At 69.3% G+C, this 15,802-nt stretch carries 16 protein-coding genes and 1 pseudogene; 5 read left to right on the forward strand and 12 right to left on the reverse strand.

What is annotated here, in order from left to right; all coding sequences use genetic code 11:
- Positions 1–36 precede the first annotated feature (36 nt).
- Complete coding sequence (locus tag AB0K15_RS36450) at positions 37–2,139, forward strand: DUF6351 family protein (RefSeq protein ID WP_364061246.1); 2,103 nt, start codon at positions 37–39, stop codon at positions 2,137–2,139.
- 49 nt (positions 2,140–2,188) lie between these two features.
- Here AB0K15_RS36450 and AB0K15_RS36455 read toward each other — a convergent pair whose 3' ends face one another.
- On the reverse strand, positions 2,189–3,271 hold the full coding sequence (locus AB0K15_RS36455; RefSeq protein ID WP_364061249.1) for a 5-aminoimidazole-4-carboxamide ribonucleotide transformylase: 1,083 nt from the start codon (positions 3,269–3,271) through the stop codon (positions 2,189–2,191).
- A gap of 222 nt (positions 3,272–3,493) precedes the next feature.
- A complete protein-coding gene (locus AB0K15_RS36460) occupies positions 3,494–5,023 on the reverse strand; it encodes an alpha/beta hydrolase domain-containing protein (protein WP_364061252.1) in 1,530 nt (509 codons plus the stop codon).
- A 264-nt stretch (positions 5,024–5,287) separates the two neighbouring features.
- On the opposite strand from AB0K15_RS36460, the gene AB0K15_RS36465 reads away from it, so the two are divergent.
- Positions 5,288–6,748, forward strand: coding sequence for an alpha/beta hydrolase (locus AB0K15_RS36465; RefSeq protein WP_364061255.1), 1,461 nt, complete (start codon positions 5,288–5,290; stop codon positions 6,746–6,748).
- 50 nt (positions 6,749–6,798) lie between these two features.
- Here the strand turns inward: AB0K15_RS36465 and AB0K15_RS36470 are convergent, their stop codons facing one another.
- The 4 genes from AB0K15_RS36470 to AB0K15_RS36485 form a co-directional block, all read right to left on the reverse strand.
- Positions 6,799–7,206 carry a YbjN domain-containing protein gene (locus AB0K15_RS36470; RefSeq protein ID WP_220243591.1) on the reverse strand — a complete coding sequence of 136 codons (408 nt, stop codon included), beginning with the start codon at positions 7,204–7,206 and terminating at the stop codon, positions 6,799–6,801.
- A gap of 84 nt (positions 7,207–7,290) precedes the next feature.
- On the reverse strand, positions 7,291–7,833 hold the full coding sequence (locus AB0K15_RS36475) for a dihydrofolate reductase family protein (RefSeq protein WP_364061260.1): 543 nt from the start codon (positions 7,831–7,833) through the stop codon (positions 7,291–7,293).
- Between the two features lie 232 nt (positions 7,834–8,065).
- Entirely contained in the window at positions 8,066–9,454 is a 1,389-nt protein-coding gene (locus AB0K15_RS36480; RefSeq protein WP_364061263.1) for an aspartate aminotransferase family protein, read from the reverse strand.
- A gap of 178 nt (positions 9,455–9,632) precedes the next feature.
- Positions 9,633–10,130, reverse strand: coding sequence for an Lrp/AsnC family transcriptional regulator (locus AB0K15_RS36485; RefSeq protein ID WP_364061389.1), 498 nt, complete (start codon positions 10,128–10,130; stop codon positions 9,633–9,635).
- A 166-nt stretch (positions 10,131–10,296) separates the two neighbouring features.
- Between AB0K15_RS36485 and AB0K15_RS36490 the strand changes: the two genes are divergently transcribed.
- Positions 10,297–11,664, forward strand: a complete 1,368-nt coding sequence (locus tag AB0K15_RS36490) for an APC family permease (protein WP_364061266.1) — start codon at positions 10,297–10,299, stop codon at positions 11,662–11,664.
- On the opposite strand, the gene AB0K15_RS36495 is transcribed toward AB0K15_RS36490, so the two are convergent.
- From AB0K15_RS36495 to rho, 6 genes and pseudogenes are all read right to left on the reverse strand, one after another.
- Positions 11,570–12,139 (reverse strand): FAD-binding protein, encoded by a 570-nt coding sequence (locus AB0K15_RS36495; RefSeq protein WP_364061269.1) that lies wholly within the window; start codon positions 12,137–12,139, stop codon positions 11,570–11,572. The genes AB0K15_RS36490 and AB0K15_RS36495 overlap by 95 nt on opposite strands.
- A 1-nt stretch (position 12,140) precedes the next feature.
- Positions 12,141–12,599, reverse strand: a pseudogene (locus tag AB0K15_RS36500) (LLM class flavin-dependent oxidoreductase); the annotation flags it as partial.
- Positions 12,600–12,654: 55 nt separating this feature from the next.
- A complete protein-coding gene (locus AB0K15_RS36505; protein WP_364061392.1) occupies positions 12,655–12,954 on the reverse strand; it encodes an LLM class flavin-dependent oxidoreductase in 300 nt (99 codons plus the stop codon).
- A 19-nt stretch (positions 12,955–12,973) separates the two neighbouring features.
- Positions 12,974–13,258: a hypothetical protein gene (locus tag AB0K15_RS36510; RefSeq protein WP_364061272.1), complete on the reverse strand. Its 285-nt coding sequence runs from the start codon at positions 13,256–13,258 to the stop codon at positions 12,974–12,976.
- Positions 13,255–13,482, reverse strand: coding sequence for a hypothetical protein (locus tag AB0K15_RS36515; RefSeq protein ID WP_364061275.1), 228 nt, complete (start codon positions 13,480–13,482; stop codon positions 13,255–13,257). The genes AB0K15_RS36510 and AB0K15_RS36515 overlap by 4 nt, the downstream gene beginning before the upstream one ends.
- Before the next feature lie 9 nt (positions 13,483–13,491).
- Positions 13,492–14,559 (reverse strand): transcription termination factor Rho, encoded by a 1,068-nt coding sequence (rho, locus tag AB0K15_RS36520; protein ID WP_364061278.1) that lies wholly within the window; start codon positions 14,557–14,559, stop codon positions 13,492–13,494.
- 208 nt (positions 14,560–14,767) lie between these two features.
- Between rho and AB0K15_RS36525 the strand changes: the two genes are divergently transcribed.
- Both AB0K15_RS36525 and yidC read left to right on the forward strand, forming a co-directional pair.
- A complete protein-coding gene (locus AB0K15_RS36525; protein WP_364061281.1) occupies positions 14,768–15,055 on the forward strand; it encodes a DUF6412 domain-containing protein in 288 nt (95 codons plus the stop codon).
- 81 nt (positions 15,056–15,136) lie between these two features.
- Positions 15,137–15,802 carry a membrane protein insertase YidC gene (gene yidC / locus AB0K15_RS36530; RefSeq protein WP_364061284.1) on the forward strand — a complete coding sequence of 222 codons (666 nt, stop codon included), beginning with the start codon at positions 15,137–15,139 and terminating at the stop codon, positions 15,800–15,802.

Consider the following 15,802-nt stretch of genomic DNA (forward strand, 5'->3'; position numbering starts at 1 on the left):
GCACCCGAGCGGTGCCGTGAGCAACGAGGTGCGAAGTTGAGAAACCGTACTTGGCGCTCGACCGCGGTAGTGGCCGCTCTGGCCGTGCCGGTCCTCCTCACCACAGCGGCGACCTCGGCCGTCGCGCAACCGGGCGGGCATGCTCGGTTGGCCATCACGACCGTCTCCAACCCGCGGCCCGATCTGGTCAGCGGAGGTCAGGTCCTGGTCAGAGTCACGCCGCCGGACACGCGCTCCACTGTTCGTGTCTCGGCGGGCGGCCATGACGTCACGCGGGCCTTCCACGCGTCGCGGGACGGCAGCCTGCTCGGTCTCGTCACCGGACTGCGCAACGGGCCGACGGACCTGGTCGCGACGACCGGGCACGATCGCGCGAGCGTGCGCGTGGTGAACCACTCGATCACCGGCCCGGTGTTCTCCGGGGCGCAGCAGAAGCCGTTCTACTGCGAGACCACGGCGTTCGGCCTGCCGCCCGCGACCATGCCGCTGTGCAGCGCGCCGACTCAGGTTACCTACCAGTACAAGAACACCGCGGGCAAGTTCGTCGCGCTGGCCGATCCCGCCGGCCGCCCGGCCGACCTCGCCACGGCGACCAACGGCGCGCCCTACATCGTGCGGATCGAACGCGGCACGATCGACCGCGCGGTGTACGAGATCGCCGCGCTGGCGTCCGGGCCGGCCACGCCGTCACCGTTCGTCGCCACTCCGGGCTGGAACGGCAAACTGGTCTACACCTTCGGCGGCGGCTGCAACTCCGGCTACCACCAGGGCAACGGAACCGGCGGCGTGGTCAACGACCTGTTCCTCTCGCAGGGCTACGCGGTCGCGTCGTCGAGCCTGAACGTGCTCGACAACAACTGCAGCCCGATCATCTCGGCCGAAGCCGCGATGATGGTGAAGGAACACTTCATCGAGACGTATGGTCCCGTGCAGCACACCATCGGCTGGGGCGGCTCCGGCGGGGCCATCCAGCAGTACGACATCGCCGAGAACTACCCCGGCATCGTCGACGGCATCATCCCCGGCGTGTCCTTTCCGGACCCGATCACCACGGCCGGTCCGGTGGCGGACTGCCGGTTGCTGAACCGGTACTTCGCGACGGCTTCCTTTACAGACGCCCAAAAGCTCGCCGTGGCCGGCTGGAACTCGTACTCTTCGTGCCTTTCGTGGGACGCCACCTTCGCCAGCCGCGCGACGGCCACGGACAGCTGCAACTCGGCGATCCCGGTTTCCGTTCGCTGGGACCCGGTGACGAATCCGCACGGCGTGATCTGCAACTCGAACGAGCAGTTCGCGAACCAGCTGGGCCGCGACCCGCGCACCGGTTTCGTGCGGAACACGCTGGACAACGTCGGGGTGCAGTACGGGTTGGACGCGTTGAAGTCGGGAGCGATCTCGGCCGCGCAGTTCGTGTCCCTGAACGCCTCGATCGGCGGCTTGGACTACACGGGCAAGCCGGTGGCCGCCCGGTCCTCGGCCGACCCGAAGGCCCTGGACGCGCTGTACCGCGACGACATCTTCAACTCCGCGTCGCAGGGCTTGGCTTCAACGCCGATCATCGATCAGCGGACGGACCTCGACCTGGCCGGCGCGGGTAACGACATCCACACTTCGGAGTGGTCCTTCGTGCTGCGGCAGCGGTTGCTCGCGGCCAATGGCACCGCGGCCAACCAGGTGATCATCGCCAACCACCCGACTGCCGGCGAGCAGGCAGCGGCGAGCGCTTACGAGCTGAACGCGATGGACCGCTGGCTGACGGCGATTTCCGCTGACCACTCGGGCCGCAGTGCCGCTGCTCGCGTTATTGCCAACCGACCTCGGGACCTCTCGGACGGCTGCTACCTCTCCGCAACCCAGCGCGTGCAGGAGAAGCTGACCGACCCGTCGTCAGGCCAGTGCGGTGCGCTTTACCCGGTCGCGGAGAACACCCGGATGGCGGCTGGTGAAGGGTTGGCCATGGACGTGCTGAAGTGCCAGACGAAGCCGCTGGACTTCAACTCCTACCCGGTTCGCTTCACCGCGGCGGAGAAGGCTTCTCTGAAGAAGACCTTCCCGACGGGCGTCTGCGACTACCGCCGCGACGGCGTCGGCGAGCGCCAGCCCGCCGGCGTGTGGCGGAACTACGGCAGCCGCGCATAGGTACTGCTCGAAGACGGCTCCCCGCTCTGTTGCGGGGAGCCGTCTTTCGTCAGTGGTGGAACAGGCGCAAGCCGGTGTGGGTCAGGCTGATGCCGTGCTGCGTGCACGCGGCGGTGACGTCCGCGGAGCGCGTGGAGCCACCGGGTTCCACGACGTGGCTGATGCCGATGGTGGCGGCGTGCTCGATGTTGTCGCGGAAGGGCAGGAAGCCGTCGGAGGCGAGGGTCGCGTGGCTGGACCATGGGCCGGGGTCGGGGAGAACTGGTGAGACGCCGGGGAAAAGCTCGGTGAACTCGGCTTCCTGGGCCGCCGTGAGGCTGCCCTCGGCGAGGCGGATCTGCCAGTTGAGGCGGTCCTGGCGGGGCATGCCGTCGACGCGGGGCAGGGTGCGCACCGTGGGGTGCCGGCGCAGCCACCAGGTGCGAGCCTTGCCGACGGCGAGGCGGACGCAGTCGACGCGGTTCTGTTGCCCGGCGCCGATGCCGAGGGTCATGCCGCCGCCCACAATGGCGACGGAGTTGGACTGCGTGTGGCGAACCGTGGTGAGGCCGAGGAGGGCGTCGCGCGGGAGCCCGGGCGGGAACGGGGCCCGGTCGCGGCGCTGCTCGACGACGACGCCGTGGACGTCGCGGCGTTCCCACTCGGGCGGCTCGTACGCCGGATCTGCCTCCAGGACCAGGAAAGTGCCGGATTTCTTGCGGGCGAGCACTTCGAGCGTGCCGGGCTCGAACCCGGGCGCGATCACGGCGTCGGAGATCACCTGTGACAGCAGGTCGGCCAGCTCCGCGTCGACGGGCGCGGAAACCGCCACGACGTCACCGAAGCTGGACTTCGGATCGGCATCGCGGGCGCGCACGTAGGCGGCGGTGAGCGGGCCGGGCTCGGTGACGCGCCAGGTTTCCCGCATCACGTCGTCCAGCGGGCCGGCCGCGGCCACCCCCGCCGGCGACACGTGTTTGAACGACGCCGCGACCGCGGTCCCGGTGGCGGCCGCGGCCGTGCGGACGAGCTGCCACGCGTTGAGCGCGTCGAGCAGGTTGATGTAGGACGGGGTGCCGGCGAGGACCCGCAGGGGTCCGTCGTCGAGCACCCGGGCGGGCTGGTGGGGGTTCATGCCGTAACGCAGGTCCATCACGCGAAGCGCTCCTCAGTGCCGGACACCGAGGAGCCCCCAGGCGGACGACGCTCCCGTTGCTCGCGCTCCCCGGTGGTGGCCCACCCTCGCCAGTCGCGCGGGGCCAGGCTACCACCGGGGAACGACGATCAGGAGAGCTTGCGGTTGTTCGCCTGGGCCGGCCAGCGACGGCCCGCACTCGAGCGGCGCGAGTGCGGGCCTGGCCACAAGACCACCGGATCAGAAGAGCTTGTGCTTCGCCGCCTCCTTGATCAGTGTGCGGCCGTCCTCCGGGAGGAGGAACCGTTGGGTCTCCAAGCGTTGCACGACGTCGGCGACCTGTTGCCGGTAATCGGCAGTGCTGTAGTACAGCGAATGAAGCTGCGCGGCGTCGAAATCCCGATGCGTGCCGTAGAGAACGCAGAAGGAGCTGAGCGGGTTGTCGAGGTTGGCGGGTGAGTTGATGCCGTCGTTGAGGCCCGTGGGGACCTCCACGTCGGGCAGGCGGATGCCGCCCTGGGCGAGGCCGAGGGAGTCGCGCGCCAGGACAGCGGGCGGGCCCGGGTCGAGCAGTGCCAACGGCGCGGCGCGGCGGGGCGCGATGCCGCGGTTGACCCACTTGTCGAGCGCGTCGTAGGCGGCGTGGAAGACCGTCCAGGACTCGACCTGGCTCGGGCCGGGGTTGGTGCAGGCGAAGGGCGCCTGCGCGCCGAACTCGCGGGTCTGGATGGCGCCGAGCGTGGTGCGGAAGTCGGTCGGGTCGGTGCCGGTGGAGTAGGCGGGCACGTGGGAAGCTCCGGCGATTTCCCAGGTGCGCAGCGAATCGCTGTCGGGGGCGGTTTTGCTCGGGACGCCGGCGCCGCGATAAACGTCGTTCTCGGTGTAGACGCGGATGGCCTTGGTGCCGACGCCCTCGCGCGGCGGCAGGGAGCTGTCGGAGAGGGCGAAGAGGAAGCCGTCGTAGACGTGGCGCAGCGGCTGCACGGTGTTGTAGTACACGCCGAGGTAGCGGCCGGACTGCGAGGCGCCGCCGGCGTACACGCGGTCGATGCCGAGGTCGGCCAGCGGGTTCTTCTTGCCGCGGCCCTTGAGCAGCTGCGCGATCTGCGTGTAGATGTCGAAGGATTGCGAGTCGTCGAGGACGGCGCCGCCGTCGGTGACGTCGAGCGAGCCGTAGCGCTGCGGGCTCCACTGCGTGAGGCCGAGGCCGGCGGTCCCGCCCGTGGTGGCGCCGTTGACGCCGACGTGCTGCACCGAAGCGCCCACCCACGTCCAGCCGTTGCGGACGTAGTAGTCGGCGCTCGTGCCCCACTCGGTGTCGATGTCGTGCCCGGCGGTCACGTTCTGCCAGTCGACCACCGCGACGCCCGCCGACTTCGCGGGCTTCACCGGGCGCCGCACCACGATCCGGGTCGTGTACGGCGTGGTGCCCAGCGGAGTGGCGACCTGCTTCTGCTCGTCGACGGTCGGGTTCGGGTCGTACCGGGTGGCGGTGCCCGAGATGAAGAACTCCTCTTCCTCGTAGCCGGCCTTCTTCAGGTCGTACGGCGTCGAGTAGAAGACGTAGTCGTGCGCAGGATCCCCGGGTTTGCCCTGCGCCGGGACGGGGCCGGTGATCTTCGCCGGGCCGTTGCCCGGGGCGGAGGTCGGCGACGCCTTCGCGGCGGGAGCGGCGGGAGCGGCGAGTGCCGGCGTCGCGGCGAGCAAGAGGGTGAGCGGTGCCAGGAGGATGGTGGTTCGCAGTCTTCGTCGAGTGCGGTTTCCGGACATGTACGTCCCTTCACGAGGGTGACAGCCTCTTTCCGGCGCCGCCAGTGAACGCCCGCTTAGTGAGTCATGTCAAGAATCTCATTCGGTTCTGGCCGGTGGCCACCACCCGGATTAGCCCGAACGTACGACAACGAAAACCGAACTCTGTTCTATTTCCGGGAAGTCCACATCAGACGGCGCCAGGCCTTCACCGGGCCGGGGCGACGTTCTTCTGGCAAGATCCACGCCCGAACGGTTGATCTTCACCACCGGAAGGCGTGGCGCATGGCCCTGGGCAGGAAGCTGACCGTCGTCACCGCGGCGGCCACCACACTCGCGGCTCTGCTCGCCGCCCCGGCCGACGCCGCGCGCGAGACCGTCGACTGGAAACCGTGTCCCACCGCCGCCGGCGTCGACTGCGGCACGGTCACCGTTCCGATCGACTGGGCCCATCCGGGTGACGGCACGATCCGGCTCGCCCTCGCGCGGCGCAAGGCCACGGACCCCGCCCACCGCATCGGCTCCATTCTCATGGACCCCGGCGGCCCGGGCGGCGAAGGCGCGGGCGAGGTCCAGGACGGCTGGACCCTGTCGCCCGCCATCACGGCCCGCTTCGACACCGTGGGCTTCGACCCGCGCGGCGTCGGGCAGAGCAGCCCCGTGCGCTGCGGCCTCACCGAGGTTACGGCCCCGAACCCGCAGCTGCCGAAGAGCGTCGCCGAGTTCCGCCAGCTCACCGCGCGCAACGAGGCCCTCGGCACGAGCTGCGCGAAGACCACCGGACCGCTCGCCTCGCACGTCGACACCACGAGCGTGGCCCACGACATCGACGCCATCCGCGCGGCGCTCGGCGAAAGCAAGCTGACGTACTACGGCACTTCCTACGGCACGCTCATGGGCCAGGAGTACGCCGAGGCCTACCCGGACCGCGTGCGCGCACTGGTGCTCGACGGGACGATGGACCACTCCGTGCGCAGCACGTGGGAGTTCCTGAGCTCACAAACCCGGGCCACGCAGGAGATGTTCGGCCAGTTCGTCCACTGGTGCGCCACGACTCCGTCCTGCGCCCTGCACGGCCAGGACGTCCGCTCGGTCATGGCCCAGCTCTACACCCGCGCCGAACACGGCACCCTCGGCACCCCCGACGATCCGCTCGACCCCGTGGCGCTGATGGGCATGATCACCCACGCCTTCTACGGCCCCGACTGGTCCGGCCTCGCCACGAGCATGGTCAACCTGCGCGACGGCAAACCCGCCGAGTCCGCGTTCGGCGACATCACGGTGCCCACGTCGTTCAGCAGCATCTTCTGCTCCGACTGGCGCCTGCCCGTCAGCGGCTACGGCGAGCTCGAAACCTTCCGCCGCTCGCTGGGCGCGATCGCCCCGGACATCCGGTTCTCACCCCTGGCCTGGACTTCCGCCACCGGTTGCCTCGGCTGGCCCGGCACCGTCCGCGACCCGCAGCGCGCGCCGGGCTTCCTGGGCAACCTGCCCGTGCTCCTGCTCAACAGCCGTTACGACCCCGCCACGCCGTACTCCTGGGCCCAGCACGTCTCCCGCCAAACCGGCGCCCCGCTGCTGACCTACGACGGCTGGGGCCACAGCGCGTACTTCAAGAACAGCGACTGCATGGTGTCCACCACGGACAAGTTCCTGATCGACGGCGTGCTCCCCGCCCGCGGAACCCACTGCGCCGCCGTGACTCCTGGCACCTCGAAGTCCAGAATGGACGGACCCGGCTACTGACCGAAGAAGGGCCTCCCAGGAAACCTGGGAGGCCCTTCTCGCGTCGCGGATCAGTAATCGTCACGTCCGGTGAACTGCTGCTCCAGCAACTCCGCCGACCCGGCCACCAGCTCCAGCGGGTCGGTGAACTCGTTGATGTCGAGGTTCACCAACGGCAACGAATGCCGCAGGACCACGTGCTCCCCCATCACCACGATCCCACCGACCACGAGCGTGTGCCCCACCTCGGTCAGCACGTCGAGCAGATCCACCTCGTCCACCCGCGCGAACGGCGTCGCGATCTGCACCCAGTCTTCCTTCTTGTCGAAGACCTCGTGCGCGACCACCACCACCTGCGCGCGCCCGGTCGTCTCCGCATCCTCCCCGAACGCCATGCGAATCCGCACCTCGTCGGGCTCCTCCCGGATCACCCGGTACTCCTGCCTCATGAACGCGACCAGATCAGCCCATCCCGCCACGCGGCTTCCTCCGTTTCGTGAGCGAACACGGGGAAGCGTAGTGAAGGTCTGACCGACTGGCTGGGCGTGTCGCCAATGTCCGCTTCAGCGCCTCGGCTCGTACTTCATCGCGACCGCGCCGGACTCGAACTCCATCCGGTCCACCAGCCGCAGATCGAGGTACTGCGGCAACCCGGCGAACAACGCCGGCCCATGCCCCACCACCCGAGGATGCACCACGAACTCGTACTCGTCGATCAACCCCAGCTCGGCCAACGCCATCGGCAGCTGCACGCCCCCGACGTACAGCCCTTCACCCGGCTCCTCCTTGAGCCGCCGCACCGCCTCACCCAGATCCCCCCGCACCAGCTCGGCATTCCAATCCACCCGCCCGAGCGTGCTCGACACCACGTACTTCCGCGCCGCATCGATCGTCGCCGCGAACGGCAGCATCCACTCCGGCATCGCCGGATCCGGCGCCCGCCAGGCCGCCTCCATCATCTCGTACGTCACCCGCCCGAAGAGGAGCGCATCCGCCTGGGCAATCACCCCAGCCGCATGCCGATGCAACTCCTCGGAGGGCGTGATCGTCCGATGATCACAACACCCGTCCAACGTGACATTGATCGAATACCTCAGCGGCCGCATCGACCCACCCTACGTCCGCCGACAACGCCCAACCCCTACTACACGCAAGAGACCGCCACCGTGCAGCAGCCAGCCGGCAACCGAACACAAGATCTCCCCAACCACCCCCGACCTTCCTCCGGCCGGCCCCCGACAAAAGGTGACGACGCGGTGACAATCGAAATTCGGGGAGCGCATAGTGGTTCTTCTTTTGCCCGAAGGGCAAATATTTCCGCCGAGCAGATGGTGAGCTTTAAAGAAGTTTCCACGCACCGGTAAGAGTCTCGCGGAGAATCTGTTCCATCTCGTCGAATTCCTTCTGGCCGCAGATCAGCGGCGGCGAGAGCTGGATGACCGGCTCTGCGCGGTCGTCGGCGCGGCAGTACAGGCCGGCTTCGAAGAGGGCGTCGGAGAGGTAGCCGCGCAGGACCCGTTCGGATTCCTCCGGCGTGAAGGTTTCCTTCGTGGACTTGTCCTTGACCAGTTCGATCCCGTAGAAGAACCCAGCGCCTCGGACGTCGCCGACGATCGGGAGGTCGAGGAGCCGGTCGAGGGTCGAGCGGAAGGCCGATTCCTGAGCGAGGACGTGACCGTAAATGCCCTCACGTTCGATCAGGTCCAGGTTGGCCAAGGCGACAGCGCACGAAACCGGATGACCACCATAAGTAGAGCCGTGCATGAACGTCGTCGACCCGGCTTCGAACGGTTCCATCAGGCGGTCGCTCGCCAGCACGGCACCCAGGGGAGCGTAACCGGAGGTGAGGCCCTTGGCCGTGGTGATGATGTCCGGCTGATACCCGTACCGCTTGGCCGCGAAGTCGTACCCGACCCGGCCGAACGCACAAATCACCTCGTCCGAAACCAGCAGCACATCGTGCCGGTCGCAGATCTCCCGAACCCGTTCGAAATACCCGGGCGGCGGTACAAAACACCCACCCGTGTTCTGCACCGGCTCGAGGAACACCGCAGCAACCGTGTCCGCACCTTCGAACTCGATGGCCTGCTCGATCTGGTCAGCAGCCCACCGACCGTAAGCCTCGTAGTCATCCGCGTGCTCAGGAGCACGGTAGAAGTTCGTGTTCGGCACGCGCAACGTGCTCGGCACCAGCGGCTCGAAATCCGCCTTCGCACCGGGGATCCCGGTGATGGACAGCGCCCCCTGGGAAGTGCCGTGATACGCGAGGGCGCGGCTGATCACCTTGTGCTTGGTCGGTTTGCCGACGAGCTTGAAGTACTGCTTGGCCAGCTTCCAAGCCGTCTCCACCGACTCACCACCGCTGACGGTGAAGAAAACCCGGTTCAGGTCCCCGGGAGCGGCAGCCGTGAGACGTTCGGCCAGCTCGATGGCCGGCGGGTGGGCGTGGCCCCACAGCGGGAAGTACGCCAGCTGCTTCGTCTGGCGAGCGGCCGCCTCCGCAAGCTCGTCGCGACCGTGGCCGACCTGCACAGCGAAGAGACCGGCGAGCCCGTCGAGGTAACGTTTGCCGCGGGAGTCCCAGATGTAGGCGCCTTCACCACGCACGATCACGGGGACCTCCGAGGACTCGAAGCCCGAGTGGCGCGTGAAGTGCAGCCAGAGGTTGTCGCGCGCGGACTCGGCCAAGCCGGTCGCGGCGGCGTTGGGGTCGGCGGTGGTGGTCATGGCTCCTCGCAAGCGGACCTCGAAGTGCCGGGCACGCGTGGCGGCGCGAACCGGCCGGACCACTTCGTTATCGCACGAGTCGACCGTCCGACGCAAGCGGATCAGTCGCCGAATGGACCAATGCCGACTAATTCTAAACCCTCTAGCACGCGCAGCCTTCGGATTTAGTCGCGCGAGATCAGCGGGTGCCCCATTGGTACGACTGCTTGCGCAGCTTGAGGTACACGAGCGTCTCCGCGGTGCGGACGCCGGGCAGAGTGCGGATGCGGTTGGAGATCAAGTCCAGCAGGGCCTCATCGTCGGCGCACACGGCTTCGCACAGCACGTCGAAGCGGCCGGCGCAGAGCACGACGTAGTCGATTTCCGCCATCTCCGCGAGGGCGTCCGCGACCGGCTCCAGCGGGCCGTCCACGGTGATCGCCACCATCGCCTGCCGCAAAAGCCCTACCTGCAAGGGATCCGACACCGCGACGATCTGGATCACGCCGGAATCGGACAGGCGCTGCACACGCTGGCGCACGGCGGCCTCGGAGAGCCCGACGGCCTTGCCGATCGTCGCGTAGGCGCGGCGGCCGTCCTCCTGCAGCTGGGCGATGATCTTCTTCGAGATGTCGTCGATCACCGGCGGCGCGGGCCGGGGGTGGCTCGGTTCCTGGCTGGTCACCCCCGGGATCATCCCCGACCCGCCCGAGGCCCGGCAAGCCAGCGGGTCAGCCACTGAACGCGACCGTCCACAGCGCGACAGGCGACGGATTTAGTCGTCTTGATGGCGTTGACAACACCGAATCAGTGCTGTTCCATCCGTCGAAACATTGCGCCGCCGACGGAGGGACATCGCCCCAATGCCCCCTAATCCGGCTCTCGCCGACACCACCACGACAGGCACCTCGGCACCCCGCGAGCTGACGCGCTCCATCGGCGTCACGGGCGGAACACTGCTGACGCTGAGCTGCGTGACGCCCGCGTCGTCACTGTTCGTGCTCGTGCCCCCGCTGTTCGCCGACCTCGGCACGGGCACGGCGCCGGCCATCGCGCTGGCCGTGCTGCTGTGCGTGGGCATCGCGTTCTGCTATTCGGAGCTGGGCACGCTCGTGCCCAGCGCGGGCGGCGAGTACGCCATGGTCACCACGGTGCTCAACCGCTTCGCCGGCTGGATCACGTTCGTGCTGTCGTTCATCGTGATCCTGGTCGTGCCGCCGATCATCGCGATCGGCGTGGCCGACTACCTCGCCCCCGTCGTGCACCTCGACCCGTCACTGGCCGGTGCGGCGGTGATGCTGGCGTCGACCGTGATGGGGCTGGCGAACCTGCGCTCCAACGCGTGGCTCACCGGGGTGTTCCTGGCCATCGAGCTCATCGCGGTGGTGGTCGTGTCGGTGCTCGGGTTCGCACACGCCGACCGCTCGCCGGCGGTGCTTCTGCGCCCGAGCCTCGACGGCGTGAGCGGCGTCGGCCTCGTCACCGTGATCGCCGGGCTCGCCGTGGCTCTCTTTGTGGTGCAAGGGTTTTCGACGGCCGTGTACCTGGCCGAGGAAATGCGCGAGCCACATCGGACGGTGTCGCGCACGGTCCTGTGGACGCTCGGCATCAGCGCGCTCGTCATCCTCGTCCCCGTCGTCGCCATCACGCTCGCCGACACCGGCTCCCTGGGCGAGGTCGACCTCACCGCCCTCGTCGTGAGCTGGAGCGGCTCGACGCTGGGCACGATCATCAGCCTCTGCATCGCCGCCGCGATCGTGAACGCGGTGATCGTGATGGTCATCCAGAACTCGCGCGTGCTCTACGCGTCGGGCCGCGACCGCGCCTGGCCGGACCCGGTGAACCGCGCCCTGAGCGTGGTCAGCTCCCGCTTCGGTTCGCCGTGGGTCGCGACGCTCGTGGTCGGCCTGTCGGAGGCCGTGCTGTGTTTCGTCCCGGTCGAGACGCTGAGCGGTGTCACGGGTGTCGCCGTGGTCGCGCTCTACCTGGCCATCGGGATCACCGTGCTCGGCGCCCGCCGCGCCGCCCACCGCGGCCCGCACGTCTGGCGCATGCCGGGCTGGCCCGTGATCCCGGCCGTCGTGGTGCTGGCGCTGGGCTACGTGCTCGTCGAGCAGACCGCGCTGGACCTGGGCATCACGACCGCGGTGCTCGTGGTGTCGGGCGGGTACTGGTTCTTCTACCTGCGCCGGCGAACCGACCGGTGGCTGGTGACGGTCCCGGGCCACTGACCCGGCGGAACCGGACCATGAGGAGGCCGCCGGAAGCCAGGAGATCGGCGACGGCGTGCGCGGCCGCCGGAGTCACGTGCGTGAGCCGGCCGCTGCGGGTGTCGGACCGGCCTTGGCCGTGGTGGGCCACCATGATCGCCGAGTACGGCACGAGCTGCGCCTGCGACGACGTGGTCGATGGTGAGCCCGTGCTTCCGCGCCAGGTACCCGAGACCGTCGGCGGTGGCGATCCCGCCGCCCCGACGTCGCCGTGGTCACCGGAGTTCATCGCGAGGCCTTCCTGCGCCAGCACCTGCGCGACGTCGCCCCGACGCGCGCCCGGTTCGAGGCGCACCAGGCGTTTCGCGCGATCCAGGATCTCGACGGAGTTCATCCGGCCCAGGTCGAGCACGACCCCGTGGCCGAGCGTCGACCGGCCGCTGATGCCGTGGCCACCGCTGCGCACGGCCAACGGCAAGGTTGTGCTCGCGGGCATACGCCAGCGCATCGACAACGTCCTGTGTGGACCGCGCACGCACCACCAGCCTCGGCGACCCCGTGCGCGCAGCCGCTGTACCGGCGCCGGGTCGCGCCCGGCTTCGGCGGCGGTGTGGTCGATGCGCTTCATCGCCTCGGTAAGCCCGGGGTTCTGGAGGTATTCGTAGCTGGGCCAGCCAGCCGTCGGCCGCGCGGCCGGTGAGGGCGAGTATGCGCGGTTGGTAGGCGCCGAGCCAGATGCCGATGTCGTGCGCCGGCCGTGGGCCGCGCTTGAGCCCTGGCACCCGGTAGTGCTTGCCCTCGTGGCGCAGCGGGCCGGACGCGTCGGTGTCCCAGATGCCACGCAGGATGTCGATGGCTTCGCCCAGCGCCTCGATCCCGGCCCGCACTGGGGCGCCTACGACAACCTCGCGCTCGGCAGCGACGGGTTCTACCACGAGACGACGCAGCCGCAGCACCTCGCGGTGTCGAACTACTTCGTCGCCCGGTCCGGTTTGGACGGTGACCACAAGGTCAACCTGCTGAACCTGGGCCCGGACGGGACTCGCCCGTGGTGCGGCGCGCGCCGGTCATGCGATACGCGGCCTTCGCCAGCACCTGCGGCGGGCGCGGCGGCAGGTTGGTGACGTTCGCCGCCACCCGCAGCTTCGTCCTCCGCGCCGCGAGCCAGCTCAGCAGCGTCTGCGGGTCCAGGTGGCCGGCGTTGTCCGGGTGGTCCTGCACGGTCACCAGGTCGAGCCCCGCGCGCTCGGTCTCGATCGCCAGGTCGACGACGCGCTCGGGATGGTGCGCGTCGGGACACGCGTCATCCAGCCAAGGAGGGCGTGAAGGATCAGCGCAGAGCTTCGGAGACGGTGCGGCACGAGTCCGCGACCGGGTCTTGCTCGTGGATCAGGCACGCGGCCTGATAAGTGAGGTTCTGGAACAGCGCGCGCTGCTCAGCGGTCAGCCCACCCAGCACGGCTTCCTCCACGGCGGCGACGCGGCGCTCGGCGTCGGCCAGTGCTTCGCGGCCCTGGGCCGTGGCGACGATGCGGCGCACCCGGCGGTCTTCCGGCGCGGGCTTGCGTTCGACGAGATCCGCGTCGACGAGCTCGTCGACGAGGTAGGTCATCACCGTGCGGTCGATGCCGAGGTGCCCGGCGAGCGCGGCCTGGGTCGGATGTCCGCGTGGACGACGGCGCCGAGGACCTGGAAGCCGCGTGGGCCCTGGGGCAGGCCGGCGAGGACGTGGTCGACCTCGGCGTTCCAGCTGCGCAGCACCGTGCCCAGCGCCCAGCCCAGGTTGGGTTGCCGGCCGGCCGGTTTTCGGGCTCGGTTGTCGCCATGTTCCGAGATCACCTCCCCCGATCACGCGGCGAGCGCCGCCGGCGTGCCGAGCGAGGCGGCGACCCGGGCGATGAACTCGGCGTTGGACTTCGTGGTGCGGACCTGGTCGAGGAACTGCTCGGTCGCGCGCTTGGGGTCCTGGCCGGACAGGGCGCGGCGGACCTCGTTCATGACCTGGAGTTCCGCCGCCGGCACGAGCAGCTCGTCGCGGCGGGTGCCGGAGCCGAAGAGCTCCACGGCGGGGAACACGCGGTTGTCGGCCAGCACGCGGTCGAGGCGCAGCTCGGAGTTGCCGGTGCTCTTGAGCTCCTCGAAGAACACGGTGTCGGCCAGCGAGCCGGTGCCGACGAGCGCCGTGGCGATGATCGTGAGCGAGCCGCCGCCCTCGATGTTGCGCGCGGCGCCGAGGATCTTCTTCATCGGGTGCAGCGCACTGGCGTCGACACCGCCCGAAAGGACACGTCCCGACGTGCGTGCGGCGAGGTTGTAGGCGCGGCCGAGGCGGGTCAGCGAATCGAGCAACAGCACGACGTCGCGGCCGCTTTCCACGAGCCGCTTGGCGCGCTCGACGGCCAGCTCCGCCACGGCCACGTGCTCGGAGGGCTTGCGATCGAACGTCGAAGAAACGACCTCGCCGCGCACCGACCGCGCCATGTCGGTGACCTCTTCGGGCCGCTCGTCGGCGAGCAGCACCATGAGGTGCACGTCGGGGTGGTTCACGGCCACCGCTTGCGCGATCGCCTGCAGCACCGACGTTTTCCCGGTCCGGGGCGGCGCCACGATCAGCGCGCGCTGCCCCTTGCCGACGGGCGCGACGAGGTCGAGCACGCGGGTGGTGAGCTGGTGGCGGGTGGTTTCGAGGACGAGGCGCTGGTCGGGGTGCACCGGCGTGAGCCGTTCGAACTCCGGGCGGCTCTGCTCCGGAGGCGCGCCGTTGACCGAGACGACCTGCTCGCCGTCGACGACGATCTCGTCGCCGCGGCGCAGGTTGTGCTTGCGGACCAGTCCAAAGGGGACGGTCGGACCGCCCGGCGTGTAGCCGAGGGTGGCGGCCTTGCCGTGGATGTCGAGAATTCCTTGGTATGACATGGTTTTGACTCCTTGAAGGATGAAAGGCGCGATCAGTGGGATCGCAAAACGATCGAACGCCACATCGAGAGCGAAGCGGCTTTCGCGAGAGTGAGAACTCCCCCGGGCGGCAGGGCCGGCATCCATGGGGATCGAGCCGAGCATAGCGCAAGGGCACCGAGGACCACAACAGGCTACAATCGCGGCGACGGAGAAAGGGGGACGTCACATGCACACGCTGCTGAACCTCGCGTTCCCCGCCGTGCACGTCTTCGGCCAAGCCGGCCCGGCGGAGATCCTCGCGTTCGCCTCCGTCGTCGCCGCGAGCCTGCTCGTGGTCCTGGTCGTCGGCAACGCCAACCGCGGTGAGCTGGCCGCGTGGACCGTCCCGGTCCGCGCCCGCCGCACCGCGCTGAACCAACGTTCCCGTCGCGCGGCTTTCCTGCGGCTGCGCGATCCCGGCGCCCCCGGCCGAAGCCGGCCTCGCGCACCCGGACGGCACTCCCCGGCTGCGTAACCCCCTTCCAGGTCAGTCCGATCAGGACGGTCCACAGCCGGTTCCGCCTGCCCTGAAACGACTTTCCCCTGGAGTGCTGTCATGCCCGAAATCTTCGACGTGCCCGTCGCCGGCGCGTACCACCTCGTCCACTGGCTCGCCTCGGCGACCGAACCGCTCACCGGCTCGTTCGCGACCGCCGCCGCGATCGTGCTGTTCACCGTCGCCGTGCGGCTGCTGCTCCTGCCGTTCGCCCGAGCCGCGGCGCGCGGTCAGCAGGCCCGCACGGCCCTGGCCCCGGAAATCCGCAAACTGCAGGAGAAGCACGGCAAGAACCGTGAGAAGCTCGCGGCGGAGATGGCGAAACTGCAGCAGGAGTCGGGCACGTCGATGTTCGTCGGGTGCCTGCCGATGCTCGCGCAGCTGCCGTTCTTCTGGGTGATGTACCACCTCTTCAGCACCGCCGTGATCGCCGGGGCACCCAACGCCCTGCTCGGCAGCACGGTGTTCGGCATCACCCTCGGAGCCCACGGACTGGCGGCGGCACCGGTCGTGTTCGTCGTGGCCGGCCTGCTCGCCGTGGTGGCGTGGTTCTCGATCCGGTGGCAGGACCGCCAACGCGATCTCACCGCTCCCGGCGCTCGGTTCCTGCGCCTCCTCCCTTATGGAACAGTCGCGGTCACCGCTTTTGTTCCCTTGGCCGCGTCGCTGTACCTGCTGACGACCACGACGTGGACGGTCGTGGAGCGGGTGATCCTCAACCGGTGA

Origin of the sequence: Amycolatopsis sp. NPDC049253 (genome assembly GCF_040678995.1) — a bacterium.
Taxonomy (GTDB): domain Bacteria; phylum Actinomycetota; class Actinomycetes; order Mycobacteriales; family Pseudonocardiaceae; genus Amycolatopsis.